The 23,240-nt window shown below is 42.0% G+C and carries 18 protein-coding genes and 1 pseudogene; 14 read left to right on the forward strand and 5 right to left on the reverse strand.

Annotated elements, in window-relative coordinates:
• The first annotated feature begins 522 nt into the window (after nucleotides 1-522).
• From slyA to AC2VOY_RS00015, 3 genes are all read left to right on the forward strand, one after another.
• A complete protein-coding gene (gene slyA, locus AC2VOY_RS00005) occupies nucleotides 523-984 on the forward strand; it encodes a transcriptional regulator SlyA (protein WP_491831502.1) in 462 nt (153 codons plus the stop codon).
• A gap of 66 nt (nucleotides 985-1,050) precedes the next feature.
• Complete coding sequence (locus tag AC2VOY_RS00010) at nucleotides 1,051-2,109, forward strand: HlyD family secretion protein (protein ID WP_491831503.1); 1,059 nt, start codon at nucleotides 1,051-1,053, stop codon at nucleotides 2,107-2,109.
• Nucleotides 2,110-2,124: 15 nt separating this feature from the next.
• Nucleotides 2,125-3,153 carry a DUF2955 domain-containing protein gene (locus tag AC2VOY_RS00015; protein ID WP_491831504.1) on the forward strand — a complete coding sequence of 343 codons (1,029 nt, stop codon included), beginning with the start codon at nucleotides 2,125-2,127 and terminating at the stop codon, nucleotides 3,151-3,153.
• A gap of 6 nt (nucleotides 3,154-3,159) precedes the next feature.
• On the opposite strand, the gene AC2VOY_RS00020 is transcribed toward AC2VOY_RS00015, so the two are convergent.
• Complete coding sequence (locus AC2VOY_RS00020) at nucleotides 3,160-4,050, reverse strand: patatin-like phospholipase family protein (RefSeq protein ID WP_491831505.1); 891 nt, start codon at nucleotides 4,048-4,050, stop codon at nucleotides 3,160-3,162.
• A gap of 225 nt (nucleotides 4,051-4,275) precedes the next feature.
• On the opposite strand from AC2VOY_RS00020, the gene AC2VOY_RS00025 reads away from it, so the two are divergent.
• Nucleotides 4,276-5,421, forward strand: a complete 1,146-nt coding sequence (locus AC2VOY_RS00025) for a GGDEF domain-containing protein (RefSeq protein WP_491831506.1) — start codon at nucleotides 4,276-4,278, stop codon at nucleotides 5,419-5,421.
• An 82-nt stretch (nucleotides 5,422-5,503) separates the two neighbouring features.
• Here the strand turns inward: AC2VOY_RS00025 and AC2VOY_RS00030 are convergent, their stop codons facing one another.
• Nucleotides 5,504-6,718, reverse strand: coding sequence for a sugar efflux transporter (locus AC2VOY_RS00030; protein ID WP_491831507.1), 1,215 nt, complete (start codon nucleotides 6,716-6,718; stop codon nucleotides 5,504-5,506).
• A 330-nt stretch (nucleotides 6,719-7,048) separates the two neighbouring features.
• Here AC2VOY_RS00030 and AC2VOY_RS00035 point away from each other — a divergent pair, with 330 nt between their 5' ends.
• Together AC2VOY_RS00035 and udp are read left to right on the forward strand one after the other, a co-directional pair.
• The gene (locus AC2VOY_RS00035; RefSeq protein WP_491831509.1) at nucleotides 7,049-7,465 is read left to right on the forward strand and encodes a CBS domain-containing protein; all 417 of its coding nucleotides are present in this window, start codon (nucleotides 7,049-7,051) and stop codon (nucleotides 7,463-7,465) included.
• Between the two features lie 242 nt (nucleotides 7,466-7,707).
• Nucleotides 7,708-8,481 carry a uridine phosphorylase gene (gene udp, locus AC2VOY_RS00040; RefSeq protein ID WP_491831510.1) on the forward strand — a complete coding sequence of 258 codons (774 nt, stop codon included), beginning with the start codon at nucleotides 7,708-7,710 and terminating at the stop codon, nucleotides 8,479-8,481.
• Between the two features lie 96 nt (nucleotides 8,482-8,577).
• Here udp and AC2VOY_RS00045 read toward each other — a convergent pair whose 3' ends face one another.
• On the reverse strand, nucleotides 8,578-9,732 hold the full coding sequence (locus tag AC2VOY_RS00045; protein WP_491831511.1) for a Card1-like endonuclease domain-containing protein: 1,155 nt from the start codon (nucleotides 9,730-9,732) through the stop codon (nucleotides 8,578-8,580).
• Nucleotides 9,733-9,922: 190 nt separating this feature from the next.
• Between AC2VOY_RS00045 and AC2VOY_RS00050 the strand changes: the two genes are divergently transcribed.
• The 4 genes from AC2VOY_RS00050 (at nucleotide 9,923) to AC2VOY_RS00065 (ending at nucleotide 12,886) form a co-directional block, all read left to right on the forward strand.
• Nucleotides 9,923-10,273, forward strand: coding sequence for an HIT domain-containing protein (locus AC2VOY_RS00050; protein ID WP_491831512.1), 351 nt, complete (start codon nucleotides 9,923-9,925; stop codon nucleotides 10,271-10,273).
• A 42-nt stretch (nucleotides 10,274-10,315) separates the two neighbouring features.
• A complete protein-coding gene (locus tag AC2VOY_RS00055; protein WP_491831513.1) occupies nucleotides 10,316-10,729 on the forward strand; it encodes a YcfL family putative periplasmic lipoprotein in 414 nt (137 codons plus the stop codon).
• Between the two features lie 32 nt (nucleotides 10,730-10,761).
• On the forward strand, nucleotides 10,762-11,301 hold the full coding sequence (gene ycfP, locus AC2VOY_RS00060) for an alpha/beta hydrolase YcfP (protein WP_491831514.1): 540 nt from the start codon (nucleotides 10,762-10,764) through the stop codon (nucleotides 11,299-11,301).
• A gap of 295 nt (nucleotides 11,302-11,596) precedes the next feature.
• The gene (locus AC2VOY_RS00065) at nucleotides 11,597-12,886 is read left to right on the forward strand and encodes an NAD(P)/FAD-dependent oxidoreductase (protein ID WP_491831515.1); all 1,290 of its coding nucleotides are present in this window, start codon (nucleotides 11,597-11,599) and stop codon (nucleotides 12,884-12,886) included.
• Nucleotides 12,887-13,059: 173 nt separating this feature from the next.
• Here AC2VOY_RS00065 and mfd read toward each other — a convergent pair whose 3' ends face one another.
• A complete protein-coding gene (gene mfd, locus AC2VOY_RS00070) occupies nucleotides 13,060-16,515 on the reverse strand; it encodes a transcription-repair coupling factor (RefSeq protein WP_491833082.1) in 3,456 nt (1,151 codons plus the stop codon).
• 244 nt (nucleotides 16,516-16,759) lie between these two features.
• Between mfd and lolC the strand changes: the two genes are divergently transcribed.
• The 3 genes from lolC to lolE are packed head-to-tail and all read left to right on the forward strand — an operon-like array spanning nucleotide 16,760 to nucleotide 19,932.
• Nucleotides 16,760-17,965, forward strand: a complete 1,206-nt coding sequence (lolC, locus tag AC2VOY_RS00075) for a lipoprotein-releasing ABC transporter permease subunit LolC (protein ID WP_491831516.1) — start codon at nucleotides 16,760-16,762, stop codon at nucleotides 17,963-17,965.
• A 34-nt stretch (nucleotides 17,966-17,999) separates the two neighbouring features.
• Nucleotides 18,000-18,695, forward strand: coding sequence for a lipoprotein-releasing ABC transporter ATP-binding protein LolD (gene lolD / locus AC2VOY_RS00080; RefSeq protein WP_491831517.1), 696 nt, complete (start codon nucleotides 18,000-18,002; stop codon nucleotides 18,693-18,695).
• A gap of 1 nt (nucleotide 18,696) precedes the next feature.
• Nucleotides 18,697-19,932, forward strand: coding sequence for a lipoprotein-releasing ABC transporter permease subunit LolE (gene lolE / locus AC2VOY_RS00085; protein ID WP_491831518.1), 1,236 nt, complete (start codon nucleotides 18,697-18,699; stop codon nucleotides 19,930-19,932).
• A gap of 314 nt (nucleotides 19,933-20,246) precedes the next feature.
• Here lolE and AC2VOY_RS00090 read toward each other — a convergent pair.
• Nucleotides 20,247-20,756, reverse strand: a pseudogene (locus tag AC2VOY_RS00090) (DUF2062 domain-containing protein); the annotation flags it as partial.
• 83 nt (nucleotides 20,757-20,839) lie between these two features.
• Here AC2VOY_RS00090 and AC2VOY_RS00095 point away from each other — a divergent pair.
• The gene (locus tag AC2VOY_RS00095; RefSeq protein ID WP_491831519.1) at nucleotides 20,840-23,209 is read left to right on the forward strand and encodes a DNA internalization-related competence protein ComEC/Rec2; all 2,370 of its coding nucleotides are present in this window, start codon (nucleotides 20,840-20,842) and stop codon (nucleotides 23,207-23,209) included.
• The last annotated feature ends 31 nt before the right edge of the window (nucleotides 23,210-23,240 follow it).

The following is a 23,240-nucleotide window of genomic DNA, read 5'->3' on the forward strand; positions in this document are numbered from 1 at the left end:
AACGACAACGACCAAGTGTAAATAGTTCAATAATACTTTATTTGTTAATTTACATGATTTTTTGCTTGATCTTTTGTAAACGCTTGTCGTATCACGGTTCAATCTATGGTTATTATACCAAATAAATTGAACTTTTAAGAAACATTGTTTTTAACTTGCTTAAGAAATCACATTTTAAGATTGTTTTTTAATCAAATAGTGTTTTCTATTGCGCTTAATATCTCTTTAATTTTCTCATTTACCTTTACTAGAGTGTAAAGACTTTTATTTTTAAATGCTATTCTTTCCTGTAAATCTTTACAAAAATTGACATAACACAAAGTAATTCTTGATCTCATATGCTCTAGCATCTTCAAAGTGTGATGTTTTTCGTACTTTTTGTCAATACTTTCGTTCAGTTAGCGACGCATCAAGCAGTTATTTAATCTTAAACACGTCTAATTATCAGCAAAAAAAGATATTTACTTAGCGTGCTAATCAAATGTATACTTGGCGCATGTTTTAGTTAGCAGGCTAAGTAATATGTCCGTGTCCCATTTAGATCTACCCCATCATTCTCTTGCCGAACGTCTCGGTCGCTTGAGCCGCCTATGGCGTAAAGCTGCGGATGAGAAGCTTGCGCCACTTGGCTTAACTCATCCAAGATGGACCGCGTTATGGAAACTTGCCGCCTTAGGGAATGGAGTCAGTCAAAAAGAGCTCGCGCAACATCTTGAAATCGAATTGCCATCTTTAATGCGTACGCTTAGTCAGTTGGAAGAGCAATCTTTCATCGAACGTCATCAATCGCCGCAAGATAAACGCTCGCGATTGGTCTTTTTAACGCCAAAAGGCAAACAAATCCTAGATGAAATGGAAGTCATTATTTTGGGCTTACGCTTGGATATTTTGACTGGGATCTCTGAACAAGAGTTAGATGATTTTAATCGTCTCCTCGCGATGATGACCAGAAATGCACAAGTACATTGCGTTAAAAATAAATGATAATCATTCGGTTTTAGTCCGTAAGATTTGTAATAAAGTGAAAAAGAATTTATTTAAGAGAAAGGTATGACACCAGATCAACAATTTAACCGTTTAGTCAAAGTAACAAGTTGCATTTTTATTTTTGTGTTCATCTACTTTTTATTTGCAGACTTGAAGATGCCGATGACAACCCAAGCGATGTCTACTCGTCTTGTGACTAAAGTTGCGCCTCAGGTGAGTGGGCGTGTGGTGAAGGTAAATGTTAAGAATAACCAAGTCGTACATAAAGGCGATCCTTTATTTGAAATTGATCAAGAGCCGTATTTACTTGCGGTTCAAGATGCGCATTTAGCGTTGGAAAAGGCGAAACAAACGAATCAAGAATTGGATGCATCGATTGAGGCTGCACGTGCGCAAGTTAAAGCGAGTGAAGCCACAAGTAGTCAAAAAAATAAAGAAGCTGCGCGCATGGATAGCCTCTATGCAAGTAAAGGGGTTTCACGTCAAGAAAAAGATGCTGCAGATAGCGCAGCTGCGAGTGCACGAGCGAATCTGTTGTCTGCAAAAGCTCAGCTACGCCAACTTGAGGTGACGCGTGGCGAAAAGGGGGCAAATAACTTAAGTCTTCGTGTGGCACAAAATAACTTAAAACAAGCCAAACTGAATCTTGCTTATACACAGGTGACGGCACGTACTGATGGTCAAATTTCAAATTTACAGCTTGATGTTGGTGGTTATGTGTCTGCGGGTCAATCGTCTCTTGCGTTAATCGCGAATCAAATGGATGTGATTGCTGATTTTAGAGAGAAAGCATTGCGCGGGGTGAAAGCAGGGGATAAAGCTTATGTTACCTTTGATGGTCACCCAGGGGTGCTCTATATTGCGCAAGTAACCAGTATTGATGCTGGGGTGAGTAGTGGGCAGTTTGATGCGAATGGTGTGCTCGCGACACCAAGCGCTTCAGACCGATGGGTACGTGATGCGCAGCGTTTGCGAATTCACTTTGCTCTTGATACCCAACCTGTGCCAGCTTTTGCTGCTGGATCGCTTGCGAGTGTTCAGCTTGTCCCTGAAAATCCAATTCTTGCATGGCTTGCACATTTTCAAATTAAGCTTATCAGTGTCTTACATTATATTTATTAAACGAGCCACAACAGCATGTTAATTCGAAATTTTCCACTCACAGATAATGCTTATCGACAGTGTTTACGCGTGGCATGTGCTGGCGCGATAGCGCTATTTATCGCGAAAGTGTGTGAGTTTGCTAACCCAATCTTTTATGTGATAAATCCTATCTTGCTTTTAGCCCTAGCGCCAAAAGTGAACCGCTCTGTTGTGATACAGATGATTATGGCTGCGGTGATGTGTGGGGTAGAAGTTGGGCTGCTTACAGGTATTTTTGGCGATAAGCCTGCGTTAATGATCCTGATTGTATTCTTGCTTTTTTTATATCGTTTTATCGGTATGTCTAAAGGCAGCCTATTTTTGTTTGGCTCCAATGGGGTGATTAATTTAAGCATCATGCTGCATTTTGCCAGTTATCAGAATGTGGATATAAACCGCCTGATTGCGGATAATTTTTATGGCACCTTGATGGCGCTCATTTTAACCGCGTTTATGTATATGATTTGCCCTGATGTCAGCGAACGTGCTAAACCCACACCGGTAGATAAAAATAAGAATAGAATGCGGCATGAAGCTTTGCTTGGTGCGAGTATGGCTACTCTTTCTTATATCGTCTTTCAAGTCTTTGATCTACAAGGTTCAATGTCTGCGCAAGCGACGAGTCTGTTACTTCTATTTCCGATGCATTGGAATGGGATGCTGGTCTATGCAAGAAAGCGGGCAACAGGTACCTTGCTTGGCGTTAGCTATGGGATCTTAGCGCAACTAGTTTTGTATGATTGGTCTGGGCAACTTATCTTCGTGATCCCAATTTTTTGGCTCGGCCTCATGCTCTTTGCGCATATCCATGTGACAGAAAGTTCAGGATCTGGGGTTGGTTTTGCTGCCATGAGCTCTCTTGGAGTACTCTTTGGACAGTATCTACAGCCAAATAGTGACTTGATTTATAGTGCTTTTTATCGCATTTCAAGTATTTGCTTTGCGATTACTTGCACTTTAATTTGCTGCTATTTTATGCACAAATTGCTGAATTGTTTTCAAGCCACACGCTTTGGCAGTTAAGTTAGGCTAGCGGTCTGATTTGAGTGCACTTGCATGCTGCTTTAAAAAATCTACACCCGCATCTTTACCCATTTGATAGCCAATATCGAGTTTTTCTTTTTGTTTGGTCAAACGTTTAACTGGAAATTGCGCAGGTGGTGCAATCACTTTTATTTTACAATCTTTGGGTGGTGATTTAATAAACCCCATACTTTGATTATAAACGTCGGCGCGCTTGAGCATTGCTTGGCCAAGTGCAGGGGAATTTTTAAATAACCTTTGGGTGAACCAAGGTGATTTCGGCGCAGATTTGCAATAGCCATCAGGGTTCGATAACACCACAGTAATTTCTCGAGCTCCCATTTCATAGGCACGTTGGACTGGAATTGAATCCGCGACGCCACCATCTGTCATCGCTTGCTCGAATACTTTAGGGTAATCACGATAAGCTAAGGGCACAGAGCAAGACGCTTTGAGTAATGTTTCAGCGTTATTCGGTGTCGCCTGTATATAGTGAGCATGCCCAGTACTGACCTGGGTGGTCACGGCATATAAAGGTATCTGGCTAGAGAATAATATATCTAAATCAATAGGATATTCTTGTAAACAAATCTCCCATAACCAATCTAAATCAAGGCCATGCCCGCCACGAATAAAGCGTAAAAGGTTAATAAATTCAGGTCGGCACGAGTAGTCAGTAATGACCTTATAGGTTCGGCCATGTTGTTTAGACAACCACGACGCAAGCGCCGTTGAGCCTGCTGAAACCCCCATACACCAGTCAAATTGCGGCACTTGGGCTGGTTTCTCTAACCATGCATCAAACACACCTGCGGCAAAAATACCTCGCATTGCACCGCCTTCAACAATTAAGCAATGTTTTGTATTCAAAGGTGAAGGTGAAGAGTCATTATTCATAATAAAGGCCTAAATAATAATATTTTTATATAATTTATCGCTCTCATATAACACATATATATTAATTATTGTAAATAAACAGGTAATGTCACATATAACTAAAAATATATTATTATATTACCAAAATTTACATGATATACCTTGAAAGTATATAGATAATTTTAGTATCCTCGGGCTAGATAATTTTCATTAAATTTTAACCTTGATAGTTTAAGGCCTTAGTCTATGCAACAAGTAATGCAAACTCTTTCGGAGCAACTTCGCATTGGAGAGCATGAAATAGAGCGTCGAAAAGTCTTTATGGGACTGACACCTGAAGATGAAACACTACTAAAATCTGTTCTTTTATGGGTGCAACCACGTGTAAACGAGTTAGTAGAAGAGTTTTATCGTTTGCAAACCCAAATTCCTGAGATCGCATTAAAAATTGGTGATAGTGAGACGCTTTCAAATCTTCATTTTGGCTTACGTCAATATGTCATAGATTTATTCGCAGGCCATTATGATTTGGCATATGTTGAGAAGCGCTTACGTATTGGTAAAGTACACCAACGCATTGGGGTGAGTCCACGTTTGTATTTGTCTGGGATCAATCAATTGCAAATTTTATTAGAAGACTTGCTTGATGAGTATGCAGATGAAAATGGTAAAGAGTTAAATATTAAACTCCTCAAGCAAGCACTGCGTAAGGTTTTATACTTTGATAACCAGTTTGTGTTTGATACTTATATCGCAGCCTTGCAATCCGAGGTTGAAACAGCAAACCGTCAACTTGAGGCTTATGCGGCTAACTTGGAAGAAAAAGTTGCATTGCGTACCAAAGAGCTAACAGAGCTTTCTATGCGTGATCCTTTGACCAATCTATATAATCAGCGTGCTTTTTATGAGCAACTTGAAATGGCGGCATCGGTTGCAGAACGCACCCAAAGTCATTTGACCGGACTGTATATAGATGTCAATAAATTTAAGGAAATCAATGACACACATGGCCATCTAGCTGGTGATGAAGTGTTAGTATCCGTCGCGACAGCTATTTTACAAACGATGCGTAAAACTGAAATTGCAGTGCGTTATGGTGGCGATGAGTTTTGTATATTATTGCCAAACACGCCGATTGAGAACGCGTCAGTTTATATTAATCGTTTCTTGGCTGAATATGAAAGATTGCGTCCGTATGCCGTTAATTTGAGTATTGGTGGTGCATCTGTGAACCCAGAGCAAGGTTATGATATTCGTGAGTTGATCCAACGCGCAGACACTGAGATGTATCGTGCGAAAGAGGCAGCACACGCTTCAGGTCGACACGAAGTCAGTTTAAATTTTGTTGGAAGTCAAACGAGCCAGTTACTTCACTTTGATCGCACAAGCTAATTATTCTTCTTAAATAAATAACAAAACGCCAATGCTGTCAGTGTTGGCGTTTTAGTTTATATCTTCCTTGATTTGTCTATTTTTACTCAGGCTTATCAACATCTTTGACTAGTTGCATCGACACATACGATAGTATCACAACAGCTAAGGCGGCAAAGAAGACGTCATGTAAGCTTGCAAAGTCAGCAATCACCCCCGCACAAGCGCTGCCGATAATCCCACCAGTCTTTATCGCATTGGTATATAAAGTTGTCACTTGACCCATTTTACTTGGTTTTAAATCTTGAAAATATGCAATACCTAAGGCCGCGGTGACGCCAATAAATACCCCGTTAAACAGCTGTAAAAAGAGGAAAATAGCAGGAGTCGTATTTAACAATACACCAATGTAAAACAACACACCGCACAAAATAGATAAGTTAATTAAACGCTTTTTGCCAAATTGAGAGACGTATTTGCCGATAATTAGCATGATGGGGATCTCAATAAATGCCGCGGTGCCCATCAGACTGCCGGCAAAGGATGAATCTAATCCTAAAGTATGCGTCATGTATAATGGCATGCTGATGAGATACATATTATTCCCGGCATACATAAGCAAAAAAGCGAGCGACAAAAAGACAATGTGTTTGTCGCGCCATAATGAATCGAGTGCGGCAGGGGTATCCGATTCCGATTTGACGTATTTAATTGGCTGCGCGGGTATGAAAATAGCGACAACGATTAATAGCAGTAAAAACATTAAAGCGGCCAAGCTAAATAAGAATACAAAGCCAAAACTATCAGCAAGAAAAAATGCAATCGGTGGGCCGATGACCCAACCGAGAGAGATTTGTGCTCTAAGAATATTATTAAATTGCATGGATGGACGATTTTGCTTATCGAGGATCTCACGCGCGAGGGCAAAGACCTGTGGCATTGCCGCAGAACTTGCACTAATAAAAATGGCGGCGCTGGCAACAAGCACCCAGTACTGGCGTGAAAATGCAAAAATTAAGAAGCCAATTGTGCCCATCAGGTTGGCAAATAAAATGAGTTTCTTTCTATCTATCCCTTTATCTGAAAACCATGCAATACCTTGGCTAATTAATACCCCACTTAAGGTCATAATGACAAAAAATTGACCAATATAAATCGGCCTTACTTGTACGCTTTGAGATAAAAATAAACTCATCACGGGGACAGTAAAGGCGCTTGCAATGCCCATTAAAAAGCATGTTATGAGTAAGGCAACCGAGGTTTTATCTGGTTGATTGCCTGGGAAAATTGAATACAAAAACTGTTTAGCAGGGCGCATAGATTTAAACTCTAAAATCAAAAGTATATAGATTATAAAATAATATACTTCTAAAGTTGAGACAGAGCACAAAATTTTACTATCGCGATTAAATAAAGCTATGTTTATCACAGAAGCGTTTATTTTATATACAATTTTTGAAGATTTAAACTAAGCTAAAAATAGGCTAAATCATATTTCCATGGCTAGCTGATAAATATAACTGATTGATTTTATAGACAACAATGGTTTTCAAAAAAGGTGCTCATTCCAAGAAAGAGATCTTATAGGTGAATCCATGGATGAATCACTGATCAATCTTTTATGAGTAGAGTTTGAAAGGAGATACAGATGACATCATTAAAAGTAAAAGATTATATGCGACCAAGGGCGGTAACTTTCACGCCTGAAATGTCTTTATCGGTTGCATTAGACAAGGTGCTCAATGCGGTCAACATTGGTGGCCCTGTCGTGAATGATAGAAATGAAGTCGTCGGCTTTGTCTCTGAGCAAGACCTGTTGCATCGCTTGGTTCAAGTTGGATACCATTGCCACGACACACATAGTGTAGGCGATTGTATGCGTACTGAAGTGCTGACGGTTTCGCCTGAAATGTCGGTTCTTGAGTTGGCTGAAATGATGAAAGAAGGTAAGCCAAAGGTTTATCCTGTCGTTGAGAATAAAAAGTTAGTTGGTATTATCTCAAGGCGTGAGGTGTTAAAAGCGGTGAATGAAAATATTAAGATCTGTTTTGCGCATCCATTATAAAGCGCGGCAGGCTGTTTCATTTAGTTTGTCAATGTGTGCGAAGCCAACCCAGTGAAGCGGTTGGCTTTTTTATGCGCGAAGCAAAGGATCTGGGCGAAAGTGAGATCCAAACCGTTTGCCTTGCCCACTAAAAACAAGAGAATTTTACACTGTGATTTTGATCACGCGATCGGTTATGATTCTTCTGTAATCTAGACGTTACAAAACAAATTGAAGTTCATAAAAACAAAAAAGGCGAACTTATGTCTCAAACAAATGTATTCCATTTAGGTGTTAATCAAGACTCTCTTGAAGGGGCGAGCATCGCCATTATCCCTGGTGATCCGGCGCGTGTTGAGAAAATTGCCAAATTAATGGATGAACCAAAATTCTTATCCAGTCAACGTGAATACACTTTATTTCTGGCGAAACTTGCTGGCCAATCAGTAGTGGTTTGCTCCACAGGTATTGGCGGACCGTCAACATCAATTGCCGTAGAAGAATTAGCGCAACTAGGCGTACGTACCTTCTTGCGAGTTGGTACCACGGGGGCGATTCAGCCACATATTAACCTAGGTGATATGATAGTGACGACAGGCTCGGTGCGTTTAGATGGCGCAAGCTCTCACTTTGCGCCACTTGAGTTTCCTGCTGTTGCAGACTTTGATGTGGCACTTGCGATGCGCGATGCAGCGATGCAAACGGGCGTGAAAGTGCACACAGGGGTCACAGCCTCAAGTGATACTTTCTATCCAGGCCAAGAAAGATACGATACTTTTAATGGCCGGGTCTTGAGTAAATTTCGCGGCTCAATGAAAGAGTGGCAAGAAATGGGCGTGCTTAATTTTGAGATGGAATCCGCCACTTTGCTGACTATGTGTGCCAGTAATGGCTTAAAAGCGGGCTGTGTTGCAGGCGTGATTGTAAACCGCAGCCTTGATGAAATTCCTGATCATGAGACATTGAAAGCTGCTGAAAATCGCTCAATTGAAGTTGTGGTTGAAGCGGCGCGAATCTTACTCACGCAAGACGGTTAAGCTTTAACTTTGTCTTTTATCAGGTTTAAAAGCATAAAATAGATAAAGGAGCTAGATGCAAGTTTAGCTCCTTTTTTATGTCCAACAACAATTTAATTATTTCAAGCCGCCGGCATCAAGTAGCCAATGACTTAGATGTTGGTGTAAATCTTTCAGCTCATCAGGGCCTATGATGGCAAGACCTAAATCTGCTGCGCGCGAGAGGTCATTGTAACGAAGTGGACGGAAACTCACCAACATAGCACGTGCTTGCAGACCACCTAATAGGTCGCGCAATGATTCAAGTTTATATAGCGTATCATCGCCATCATCACGCATGCCTTTGGTTTTACATTCAATAATATGTAGTTTGTTGTTCACTACTGCCGCAACATCCAATTCATTACGAACTTCTCGTCCTTCATGGTCGCGGTAGACTTGCACATTCAAACTATGATCTTGAATCGTCGGTAATTGCGATTGGATTTTACGTAAGGTGCTGTGGACAAGGTTTTCGAGCCATAAACCATTGGCAAAACGTCTGGCATCTTCACTTTTAAAGGTTAAAACGCCATCTTTATACGAGGCAATTTTAGTTTCAACGAGATCGGAAATCAGCTCAGCAAGCTCTTTATAACCTTGCTGCTTTTCAGTTAAGGCAACATCGAGGACTTGCTCTTTACGACAAGTGGTTGCTAAATAGTTGAGTGTGGCAAGGCCAGGTCCAAGCTCCAGTGCATGACTTGCCCAACGTTGCCCAAGTTGATGTAATTTATCATCTAAATGCTGAGGAATATCTTGTTCGGGGAATTCACAACGCGCACCAAAAATAGCCAAGTAGTTTTGAATATTCAAGTGGTCTTGAAGCTGTCTTTCATCAAGTTCCATTGGATAGAGCCAGCAAAGGCGATCAGTTTGTGGCTCGACAACAAAAATTGGCCATTCATAGCTGCGAAAGACTTCATAAGTGGTAAGTAAAAGATGGCGTAAACCGCAACTGGCATTGAATTTAATAATTTCTGCTTCTTGTTTTAAACGCTTCGCAAGGGTTTGTAAGCGTTCATTAATCGCTGAGATATCCGTTTCAAAATCAACTTCAAAAAACTCAGCTGTCACCTTATGCTCAGTTAAAATTCCCTTTAGTCTGTCATACATAGGTTTGGCATGTGGCGCACCAATAAATACCATATGATTACATTCAGAGCGACTATCAAAAATAGGGGTGATTAAGCGCACAGGGTCTTGATCGAGAATGCCGACATGGACATGCATAAGTGAGTACCTTAAAAGTTAAAATTAAGCTAAAGATTTGAAATTAAAGACATACAAAAAGCGATCAAGTTCAATCTTTTTTGTCTTATTTATGGCATACTCGAAATATCGCAAGTAAGTGGATACCAAGTATTGACACATGATAAAGTATTCGATAAGTCCTGAATACTGGAAATTGATGGAGACCCAAATGAGTACCGATTTATTATTTACGCGCATCATTAATAAAGAGATCCCTGCGGATATCGTTTATCAAGATGATCTAGTGACAGCTTTTCGTGATATTAGCCCCAGAGCGCCAGTGCATGTATTGGTCGTCCCGAATAAAATCATCCCGACAGTCAATGATATTGAAGTTGAAGATGAAGCGATTGTTGGACGAATGTTTAGCGCAGCCAAACAGATTGCTAAAGAAGAAGGGATTGCAGAAGATGGTTTTCGCTTGATCATTAATTGCAACCGTTTTGGTGGTCAAGAAGTCTATCATCTACATATGCACCTCGTTGGTGGGCGTCCACTAGGACCTATGTTGGTCGATTAAACATTAATGGTTTTTTGCATAATAGAGGTGTTCAAGAATACAATGAGTAAGTATATAGGACGCAATTGGTTGCGTGTGACAAGCACCATCGCACTCATGCTTGGTCTTGCAGGCTGTAGTCAGGGGCTAAAACTCAATGTTGATAATTATCAGCAAGTTTATTTTTCAAATCAAATGCTTGCACAAAGTGTTGAAGTTAGCGATATTAAAACTATCCAAACAGATGGCTTTAAATCTGCTTATTTTAAAGTCACCAATCTTGCCAATCAAACTCAAAATTTAGAATACCGAATCTTTTGGTATGACAAAACAGGGCTTGAAATCAATGCAAAAGATGACGCTTGGACACAGATATCTTTAAATGCTTTATCTATGCTTGAAGTGAACGCAATCAGTCAAGATGCTCTCGCAGAAAAATACAGGGTACAATTTAGACCTGCTCAAACGTCGCTTTAAACGCTTAATTATGAATAAAAAAGGAACTTGTTATGATTATTTATTTGCATGGTTTTGATAGTACTAGCCCAGGCAACCATGAAAAAGTACTACAATTGCAATTTATTGATCAAGATGTACGTTTTGTGACTTATTCTACGGTGCACCCTAAACACGATATGCAGCATTTATTAAAGGAAGTGAATAAGCTTGTGTTGGAGTCGAAAGATGAATCACCTTTAATTTGTGGTGTGGGTTTAGGCGCATATTGGGCCGAGCGTATTGGCTTTTTATGCGGAATTAAACAAGCCTTATTTAATCCTAATCTTTTTCCTGAAGAAATCATGGAAGGTAAAATTGACCGCCCAGAAGAATATCAAGATATTGCAACAAAATGTATCCATGATTTTCGCAGTAAAAATAAAGATAATTGCTTAGTCTTCTTGTCTCGCCATGATGAGGCTTTAGATGTATCGCGCAGCGAAAAAGAGCTCGGCCCATATTATCAAATCGTTTGGGATGAAGAGCAGCCGCATAAATTCCCTAAAATCTCGCAGCACTTGCAAAAAATAAAAGCATTTAAATTAAGCTAAAATGTGAAGCCAATTTAATCAATTTGCTGACATTTTGTTAATCAAATAGCCCTTGCCATTTTCGGTTAGGGCTATTTTTTTATTGATCCGAAAAAAATCATGGATATAATGAGCTAGATCAAAAAATAGAGTAATTTTTCAAAAAAATATAAAAACAAAGTCCATTCGGACAAAGAATACATTCACACATTGTTGAATAAATGTATGCGAAAAGTTGTCTATTTTACACCCAATTTTTTTGGTGAGGTTTGACCTTATCAATGCCATTTTTATTATTATCTTTTTAGGAGAATCCATGAAACGAATTCTTGTCGTTGGCGGTGGCGCTGGTGGTTTAGAGCTTGCAACTAAACTCGGAAATACCTTAGGGCGTAAAAAACATGCGCATGTGACCTTAGTTGATCGCAACACAAGCCACCTATGGAAACCTTTATTGCATGAAGTGGCAACCGGCGCATTGGACGCTGGTGTGGATGCATTAAGTTATCTTGCGCATGCTAAAAACCATCACTTTCACTTTCAAATGGGTAGCTTAATTAATATTGACCGTGAAAACAAAAATGTCCGTTTGGCTGAAATCACAGATGAGCATGGGGCTTGCCTCGCACCTGAGCGCACGATTGATTATGATATTTTAATCTTGGCAATTGGCTCAAAATCAAATGACTTTAATACTCCTGGGGTGAGCGATCACTGTATTTTCCTTGATAGCCCAGATCAAGCCGATCGTTTCCGTAAAGAAATGAACAATGAATTTTTGCGCCTGAATGCAAATGGCGGTCATGGCCAAGTTGAGATTGCGATTGTTGGTGGTGGCGCAACAGGTGTTGAGCTGTCTGCCGAGCTGCATAACGCGGTCAAAGCACTTAACTTTTATGGCTATGATGATCTTGATTCAAGTAAATTGAAAGTCACTTTAGTGGAAGCCGGCGAGCGTATTTTGCCAGCACTGCCTGAGCGTATTTCATCTGCGGCAACCCAAGAGTTAACCAAGCTTGGCGTCACAGTGCGCACCCAAACTATGGTGACGCAAGCGGATGAATCGGGCCTTACGACCAAAGATGGCGAAAAAATTAACGCGCAAATCATGGTGTGGGCGGCCGGAATTAAAGCGCCAGATTATATGAAAGAGATTGCGGGTCTTGAAACGAACCGTATTAACCAGCTAGTGGTTAAACCAACACTGCAAACCACTCGTGATGATGATATTTTTGTGATCGGTGATTTAGCATCATGCGTGCAAGAAGATGGCTCATTTGTGCCACCACGTGCGCAAGCTGCACACCAAATGGCAAGCCGCGCCTTTAGTAACATTGTTGCGATGATTCACGATAAGCCGCTTAAAGATTATGTTTACAAAGATCATGGCTCACTTGTATCACTCAGCCGCTTTAGTACAGTTGGTAGCTTGATGGGGAACTTAACCAAGGGCTCTATGATGGTTGAAGGGCGTATTGCAAGGGTTGTGTATATCTCGCTTTATCGCATGCACTTGATGGCGCTTCACGGCACCTTTAAGACAGGTATGATGATGTTAGTTGGACGTATTAATAAGATGCTACGTCCAAACCTTAAGCTTCACTAATTATTCTGCATGCCTAAAGCAGACATTCGCTTAGCTTGACTACTTAATGAATGTACTGCTTATCGTGAATGCCATAGAGCAAAGATTATTTGCACATGGACGTGCAAATGATAGCGACCAAGGATGGTTTAAGCGTCTTTGTGGTTGGCATCACGATAAGCAGTCACGCTGACTTACAATTGATTACTCGCCACTTGCGCAACAAAATCACTGATAAACTTCAAACGCTCACGTCTATCGGCTAAGTTTTTGCTAAATTTAAGCTTAGTTGGCCCATCCATCCCATACTCACCTTTGCCAGATTGCAATAATCCGACAATAAAGGCTGGGTTTAAGTTGGCATTTTGATAGAACTCGATATAACCACCTTTATCATGCGCTTCAATTTTCTTAACTTGCCACTTAGCAGCTTCAAGCTTGATTTTACTGACTTCAAGTAAGTTCTTCGCCGCATCAGGTAAAAGCCCAAAGCGATCAATGAGCTCCACTTTTAACTCAGCAATTTCAGTTTCACTTTCGACACTCGCAATCCGCTTATACAAAGACAGGCGCATGTTCACATCTGCAATATAATCCTCAGGCAATAGGGCTGGCAGACGCAACTCCACTTCCGTTTGTTCTTTGAGCATTTCATTTAAGCTGACTTCTCGGCCTTGTTTTAAGCTCTCAACCGCTTGCTCAAGCATTTCCATATACAAATGAAAACCAATCGATTGGATTTGACCACTTTGATCGTCACCAAGCAGCTCACCTGCGCCGCGAATCTCCAAATCATGGGTGGCAAGGGTAAAGCCTGCGCCCAAATCTTCGAGTGAAGCAATCGCGTCCAATCGTTTGGTCGCATCTTTACTCAAGGCTTTTGGTGGCGGCGTTAATAAATAAGCGTAGGCTTGGTGATGCGAGCGTCCAACACGGCCACGTAATTGGTGCAGCTGCGCAAGCCCAAGTTTATCGGCGCGGTTAATTAAAATCGTATTCGCACTTGGAATATCAATCCCTGTTTCGATAATGGTTGAGCACACCAGTAAGTTAAACCTTTGATGATAAAAATCATTCATAATGCGCTCAAGTTCGCGCTCAGGCATTTGCCCGTGAGCACTGGTGATCCGCGCCTCAGGAATAAGCTTTGCAAGATCTTGGACGACGTTTTCAATCGTATCAACTTGATTATGCAAGAAATACACTTGACCGCCACGCATGATCTCACGCAGTACCGCTTCACGCACAAGTGGGCCGTCATACTCGCGAACAAAGGTTTTAACTGCTAATCGACGCGCTGGTGGGGTGGCAATAATCGACAAGTCACGCATGCCGCTCATCGCCATATTCAAGGTACGCGGAATAGGCGTTGCAGTTAAAGTTAAGATATCTACATTGGCGCGCATGGCTTTCATCTTCTCTTTTTGGCGCACGCCAAATCTGTGCTCTTCATCGACAATCAAAAGCCCAAGATCAGAAAATCCAACACTTTCTTGAAGCAGTTTATGAGTGCCGATAATAATATCGACTTGACCATTGGCTACTTGCTCCAAGGTTTGTTTTTGCTCTTTGGCAGATTTAAAGCGCGATAAAACCTCAACTTTTACTGCGGTATTGGCAAAGCGATCGCGAAAGTTTTCAAAGTGCTGCTGCGCAAGCAAGGTGGTTGGCACCAAGACGGCAACTTGTTTGCCATTATCTGTTGCGACAAAGGCTGCGCGCATCGCCACTTCGGTTTTTCCAAAACCTACATCACCACAGACTAAGCGATCCATAGATTTGGCTTGGCACATGTCAGACAGCACTGCATTAATAGCCATGCTTTGATCTTGGGTTTCTTCAAACGGGAAACTGGCTTTAAATTGGGCGTAACTTGGTCTATCTAGCTTAAATGCAAAGCCTTTTTTAACTTCGCGCTTGGCATAGACATCAAGCAGCTCTGCTGCCACATCGCGCACTTTTTCCGCAGCTTTTTGCCTTGCTTTGGTCCATGTGTCCGCGCCGAGTTTATGCAGTGGCGCAGTATCTTCAGCGCCGCCAGAGTAGCGGCTAATTAGGTTTAGCGATGATACAGGCACATACAGCTTGGCTTGATTGGCATATTCAAGGGTGACATATTCTGAGATTAAGCCGCCAGCCTCTAAGGTTTGCAAGCCGATATAGCGACCAATACCGTGATCAAGGTGTACCACAGGTTGCCCAGGTTTAAGCTCGGCAAGGTGGCGGATCACCGTATCAGGGTTGACGTTTTGGCGATCTTTTTTGCGCCTTGCAACCACGCGCTCGCCTAGTAAATCAGATTCACAAATCAAACTAAAATCAGGATTTTGGCTAATAAAACCATTTTCAAATGCGCTGATCAAGATGAAATAGGCAGGCTTCGTTTGGCTGAGCGCTTCACTGATGTTGCTGACAAGCTGAGGCGTGATATTGACGCCAGCAAGCAATTCAAGCAAGGCTTCACGGCGACCTTCGGACTCAACTGAGAAAATGACTTTGCCTTGCTCATTTGCCGCTAAATATTCTTTGCAATAATCACGAAGTGGCGCAAGTGGGGTTTTTAGTTGCTGCTTGGTGCTGATATCCGGCAGGGTTTGAAACTTCAGATTGACGCGACCGGCGCGTTCAGTAACTGCATGTTGGCTTAAAATCACTTGCGGCAGCGTTTTTAACTGAGCAAAAAATTCGTCTTTTTCAAGCCATAATTCACTTGGCGGCAAGAGTGGACGCATGGGATCCACGCGGCGCTGATCATAACGATACGCTACATCTTCCATAAAGGTATCAAGTTGTTTTTCAAGCCCTTCATAGCTAAATAGCATGGTATTGGCAGGCAGGTAATCAAACAAGGTTTGCATCGCATCAAAGAATAAAGGCTGCCAATATTCAATCCCTGGTGGCCAAATGCCTTTGCTTACCTGCGAGTAAATTGACTCATCTTCTCGTCTTGCTTCAAACTTTTGGCGAAAACGCACACGAAAGCTCTCAATTGCTTCTTCAGTCGTTGGAAACTCATGCGCTGGCATCAATCGAATTGAGTCGATATCTTCAATGGATCGTTGATTTTCAGGGTCAAAGGTGCGAATCGTGTCAATTTCATCATCGAAAAAATCAATTCGAAACGGCTCATTGGTGCCAGTGGCAAAGAGATCAATAATCGAGCCACGACAGGCATATTCACCTGGCGTAAAGACTTGATCCACATGACGATAACCCGCTTTTTCAAGCTGCAAGCGTAGGGCTTCAAATGAAACTTGTTCGCCTTTTTTAAAGATCACCGTATTTTGGAGTAAGAAATCTTGTGGCGACTGGCGCTGCAATAAGGTGCTAACCGGTAAAATCATCACCTCATGTTGCATTTTTGGCAATTGATACAGTTTTGCGATGCGCTCTGAGATAATATCTTGATGCGGCGAGAAATTATCATAAGGCAAGGTTTCCCAATCTGGGAATAAATGCACGGGGATCTCAAGGCAAGCGGCAAGTTCATCATACAAACGCAAGGCTCTTTGGTGATCCGAGACTAAAATCAGGCTAAACCCTGAATGCTGCATCGCCAAGTCGCTTAATGTCACGCTATAGGCCGAGGCAATTAAATCCCCGATATATTTTTTGTCGCCGGGCTTGCTGGCAAGCGGCAGGGAAAACATGGCTTGATAGTTTCGCGCCTTGCTCGTTGCTAAAGATTGAGATTGAGACATTTGAACCTGTTTAATCAATAAGATAATCAAAAATAAAAACGTTAATTGAATTATCTCGCACTGGGCTAGGTTATCAAGTAAAAACTCATCAAAACTTAGCAAGTGAAAATATTTTATGTATCGGGTAAACTTGCGCTTCATAATGGTTTTATAAGGCGTTGATTTTTAGGTAACTCAGCGCATGGAGAGGAATATGCATTATCCGGTTTCAGTTTTTATCGGGTTACGTTATTTAAGAGGCCGCTCAGGAGACAGGTTTAGCCGCTTTGTTTCCATGATGTCGACACTAGGGATAGGCATTGGGGTGATGGCATTGGTCACGGTTTTATCTGTGATGAATGGCTTTGAAAGTCAACTCAAAGATAAAATTTTAGGCGTACTGCCACAAGCTGTGGTTAGCCAAGAAGATGGTCAAACCGATCGCAATCAAGTCCCTGAATTTTTAAGTCAATATAAAAAAGTCACCCATGTTGCGCCGCTAGTGCGTGGCGAGGCGGTGATCCAAAGCCCGCGTCAAATTAGCGCAGGGATGCTCATTGGGATTGAGCCGACAACCGATGATCCGATTAACCAACACCTAATGATGGGTCGGATCAATGCGTTGCAAGCCGGGCGCTATCAAGTCTTTTTAGGCCATAGTCTGGCACGCAATTTAGATGTGAATTTAGGCGATGAAGTGCGCATTTTGGTAACCAGCGTGAGCCAATATACGCCGCTAGGCCGCATTCCTAGTCAGCGCAATTTTACTGTGGCAGGGATTTTTAATACTGGCTCTGATGTGGATGCAAGCTTGATGGTGACGCATATTCAAGATGCAGGGCGTTTGCTGCGGATGAATGCGGACACGATTTCAGGTTGGCGACTTTTCTATCAAGATCCTTTTGATGTGACAACTGATGCCGATCTGCCGCTCAAAAAAGGCTGGCAATGGTCGGATTGGCGTGAGCAGCGTGGTGAGTTTTTCCAAGCCGTTCGCATGGAGAAAAACATGATGAGCTTGATGCTTCTGCTTATTATTGCCGTGGCTGCGTTTAATATTATCTCTGCGCTGATTATGGTGGTGATGGAGAAACAAGCCGAAGTGGCTATCTTAAAAACCCAAGGCATGAGCGATCAAAAAGTCTTGGCAATTTTTATGATCCAAGGCGCAACCAGTGGCGTGTTTGGCGCCGTGATTGGCGGCATTTTAGGCACGCTCATTGCTTCAAACTTAAATCAAATTATGTCACTGCTGGGGATTTCTTTATTTGAAGTCGGTCTTAGCTTGCCGGTATTAATCAACCCAGTGCAAATTATATTAGTGATTTTACTTGCAGTGATGCTTAGCCTAGTGGCAACAATTTTCCCAGCGTATCGCGCTTCAAAAGTGAAACCTGCGCAAGCGCTGCGTTATGAATAATGCGTCACGACGCAGAATAATTATGGACGTTTCAATGACTCAATTACTTAGCTGTCAAAATATTCAAAAGACGTATCGCGATGGCAACTTATCAACCCAAGTGCTAAAAGATGTGTCGTTTTCTCTAAATAAAGGTGACTTTATTGCCATTGTTGGCGCTTCTGGTTCTGGCAAAAGTACGCTCTTGCATATCCTTGGCGCATTAGATAATGCCGATAGCGGACAGGTGGATTTACTTGATCAGCAATTGCTTGATTTAAGCTCAAACAAACAAGCAAAATTGCGCAATCAGCACCTAGGTTTTGTGTATCAATTTCATCATTTGTTAGCCGATTTTAGCGCCCTTGAAAACGTCATGATGCCGCTTTTAATTGCCAATATGTCACAAGGTAAAGCCAAACAAGCGGCGCAAAGTTTGCTTGAAAAAGTCGGCCTTGGGCATCGCTTAGGCCACAGACCGTCAGAATTATCTGGGGGTGAGCGTCAACGTGTGGCGATTGCGCGCGCGTTGGTTAACTCACCTGATGTTGTGCTAGCAGATGAGCCGACTGGGAATTTAGATCAAAAAACTGCGCAAGAGATCTTTGCTTTGATGCGCAGCTTAAATCAGGATCTCGGCACGGCGTTTTTGGTTGTGACCCATGATCAAGACCTAGCGGCAAAAATGGATCAGCAATACGATATGCAAGATGGCGTGTTAACTGTCCATCAACGCGTTGAGGAGCACTAAGATGTTGTCTTTATGGATAGGGCGACGCTTTAGCCAAGGCAAAAAGCGTAATCAGCTCGTTTCCTTTATTTCACTTTCTTCAACCCTTGGGATTGCGGTCGGTGTGGCGGTGATCATCATAGGTTTGTCGGCGATGAATGGTTTTGAGCGTGAATTAGAACATCGCGTATTGTCCGTTGTCGCGCATGGTGAGATTGAAGGTGTGGATCAGCCGCTGCAAGATTGGCGCACTGTGATGAATCAAGTCAAGGCTGAGCCGGATGTGCTGGCCGGCGCGCCATATACACGCTTTACCGGCTTGGTGGAACATGGCACAAAGATGAAAGCGGTTGAAGTCCGTGGTGTGGAGCCTGAGCTGGAAGTCGGCGTTTCAGATTTATATAAGTATATAAAGGACGATGCGTGGCAAAATTTTCGCCCAGATGAAAAGCAAATTATCCTTGGGCAAGGCGTTGCGGATAAACTTGGGGTTGAAGTTGGTGACAACGTCACAATTATGATCCCGCCAAAAGATACCAAAGACAAGTTGCAAGCGCCGCAACGCATTCGCTTACAAGTAAGCGGCTTATTAAGTCTTGGCGGTCAGATTGATCATAGCCTTGCCTTAGTTCCGCTTCTTGATAGTCAGGACTATTTAGATTATCCAGATAAGGTCAATGGCATCTCGATAAAAACCAAAGATGTTTTTCAAGCTGAAAGTGTTGTTGGGCGAATTGGCAGCAAAATCCAAGAATATGTATACCTCAAAACATGGAAAAATAAATACGGTTTTTTATACCATGACATTCAAATGGTGAGAGGGATCATGTATTTAGTTATGGTGCTAGTCATTGGGGTGGCAAGTTTTAATATTGTTTCCACCTTGATGATGGCGGTCAAAGACAGAGCCGGTGACATTGCGATTTTACGCACTATGGGCGCATCGGATGCTTTGGTCAGACAAACCTTTATCTGGTATGGGGTGATGTCGGGCGTGTTGGGGAGCGTGTTTGGCAGTATTGTCGGCGTTTTGATTGCCTTTAATTTAACGCCTTTGATTTCAGGACTTGAGTCCTTAATTGGCTATCAGTTCTTATCTGGCGATATTTATTTTGTCGACTTTTTACCCTCACAAGTGGCTTGGCAAGATGTCGCCTTGGTGTCAGGCACAGCGATGACTTTAAGCTTACTCGCGACTTGGTATCCGGCTTCCAAGGCGAGCAATATGAATCCTGCTACTGTCTTGAGCAGTAAATAATTGTTGTCTGTTTCACCTTGAGAGCGCAACAAAATAAATCGATAGTCTAAGAACTAAGACAGCCTAATAAAACAAAAAATGCTATTGCTTATATATTCAATTGGATAAGGCAATAGCATTTTTTATGTCTGGGGTAAATATTGGAATTTGAGCTTTTAAGCGACTCGTTTCTTGGTGGCAAGCTTTGTTTCTGGTCGTTCACTTTGCTTTAGCGACGCAGGCATGATTTTTTCTTTCATGATTTGTGCTTGTTCTTTAACGGTCTGGATTTGTTCGCAGTTGACTTTTTTTTTGCGTAGAGCCAGTTTTTGACCAAATCTAAGTTTGCGTTGTTGCCAACTGCGCGCGACAGAGTAACGCCATAAGCCATTAATCCCAAAATAACCAACCACTGCGCAGATGCTAGCACAAACTAAGCAACCTAATAAAAGTGGTGGGCCAATATGCCCAAGTTGGTTTTGTAAGAACTGCCAAGTGAGTTCAAAGTGAAAATGGTATTCAGGTGTACCTAAAATAAAGGCGCCAATCTTGTATGCAAAATAAAACATAAACGGCATGGTAATTGGGTTTGAAATCCAAACCAATGCAATAGACAGTGGCAGGTTTACGCCACAAGCAATTGCCGCCGCCGCAGCGAGTAACATTTGACTAGGAAGCGGAATAAAGCAAATAAATAAGCCGACCGCAAATGCGCCCGCAGCAGAACGACGATTTAAACACCAAAGGTTGGGATTATACAGCAGGTTACCAAAGATCTTGAGCGACTTTTGTTGGCGGATTTTTTCCGGATTTGGCATAAAGCGCTGTATAAGTTTCTTTGGCATAGTAAAAGGGGGCTCGCATTAAAATTCAATTCAATATATGGCTAGTTTTATTTATTTTTGGCGCAAGTTTATATTGGCCTAGCATGCCTGCTTTAAATCCATGGCTAATAATTTGCCTTGTTGGATTATTGTACTGCTATTTCACCCAAAAAGCCAAGCAAATAAGAGCATTGTTTTGGGGGATTTGCATTGTTTTAGTACAAGCAAATAGTTTTATTTCCACAAAACAGATTTTTACCCAATCAGATCAAATTACTAGTGTGACAGGCGAGGTTGCAAGTTTCGTTTCCTATCACCCACAAGGCAGAAGTCTCAAGCTAAGTGTGAGTGATGTTGGCGGGCAAAAACTGCCTATTGGGGCGCAAGGTAAAATAGTCTTATTTTTGCCAGACTCCACCTTCATTTCAAACAAGCACAGTGAAAATGATATAAATAAATCCCAAGTGAATGTTTCTAAAAGCCCCTTCAATACTCTTTTAGCTCCTCAACTTGGAGAGATATGGCAATTTAAAGTCAAACTAAGTCCTGTGTTTGGGCAAAAAAATCAAGCGGGCTTTGATAAAGAAGCCTATGCCTTTAGCCAGGGTATTATCATTGCGGGCAATGTGCTCGCTTCAAATGACAATCAAAAACTTCACCAATCAGATAGTTTGCGTTTAAAACTATGGCAAGAAATTCGCCCCTTGATTGAACATCAAACTTATTTTGGTGAACTTGCAGCCCTTAGTTTTGGTCGACGTGAGTTTATCTCAGATGAAAGATGGCAAGCCTTACAGCGTTCAGGCCTTGCGCATTTAATGGCGATTTCAGGTCTGCACATTGGGCTTGCATTTGGTATCGGCTACTTTGTGGGAAAAATCTTAAGCGTCGGGGTCTTTGCTCCTGCAAGGTTACGCTTATGGTTATATAAAACAAAGCGAGAAGCTTATTCGATTGCGCCGATCCAGACATATTTAATGTTTAGTTGCGGCTTAATTTTTGCATTTACTTATGCTTATTTAGCTGGTTTTAGCTTGTCTACTCAGCGCGCTTTGACGATGTGCTGCGTGTTTAGTTGTGTCCGCTTATTAGGCATGCATGTACATCCGGTGAAAGTCTTGGCTATCGCAGCACTGGTTATCCATCTGATCTCACCTTTTGCTATGCTGCAATCTGGATTTTGGCTTTCTTTTGGCGCTGTTTTCTATTTATATCTAGCCCATCAAAGTATGCCATTGTTTTGTAAAGGCCATAACTGGCAGGCGAAATTACGCCAACTGATTTGGTATCAAGTTTTCATTTCGTTAGCAATGAGTTGGCTATCACAGACCTTATTTCAAGGAGTTAGTCTCTCGGCACCTATTGTTAACTTAGTCCTATTGCCTTGGGTGAGTGTGATTACGGTGCCGCTTATCTTTTTAGGCGGATTGAGTACGTTATTTTTCTCTTCTGCAGTGAGCCAATTTATTTGGAATATCGCAAATCTAAGTTTATATCCTTTAGATTTCGCTTCTGCTTACGCACAAAACTTTTGGCATGAAACTGGCACTTGGCTTGCTATATCGCTGGATATCTGGTTTGTTTTGCCGTGCTTGTGGTTTATATATTTCTTTTTAAGAGCTTATCAATATGTCTGGTTGGCAGTTTTAATTATCATTGTTGTGAATGTTGAGAAAGATCCCCCTGATGCTTGGCAAATTGAAGTTCTTGATGTGGGGCATGGTTTGGCTGTGTTAATTGGTAAGCAAGGGCATTGGCTTTTATATGATACAGGAGATGCGTGGCAAATCGACGCAGATAGCTATCATAGCATGGCACAATCAGTGGTGTTGCCTGTACTCAAAGATAAAGCTGCTCGCCTTGATGGCATATTGATATCGCATCAAGATAAAGATCATGCAGGGGGGCTTGAGGACATGCGTCGTGCTTATCCACAAGCCACAGTGCGAGGCAGTTGGCAAGCGAGCAATATTTTAACCTGTCAGCAAGGGGATACTTGGCATTGGCATGGTTTACGTTTTGAAGTCTTATGGCCAAATCAGCTTGCCCACCGAAGCTATAACCCGCATTCATGTGTCATTCGTATTGATGATGGCAAGACAAGTGCATTGCTAACAGGCGATATCGAGGCTGTCGCTGAATATTTGATTCTTAGGCAAACATCGAAAGCCAAATTGGATGTTGATATTGTCGTGGTGCCGCATCATGGAAGTAAAACCTCATCACGCGAAGCCTTTGTCGAGGCGCTTAGTCCACGTTATGCACTCGCATCGTATCGTTATTTCAACCGTTGGAACTTACCAAGCAAAGTGGTGAAGCAAAATTATCTTGCCCAAGGGGCGACTTGGCTTGATACTGCAAATTCTGGGCAAATCCGCTTGCAAATCAGCCAAGGTGTTGTACAAATAAAAAGCGAGCGTAAAGGCGAATTCTCACCTTGGTATAGGCAGATGCTTCGAAGCAAGGTAGAATGAGCGATACTATTGATTAAAATATAGAAATTAT

The organism is Vibrio sp. KMM 9700 (assembly GCF_058545285.1).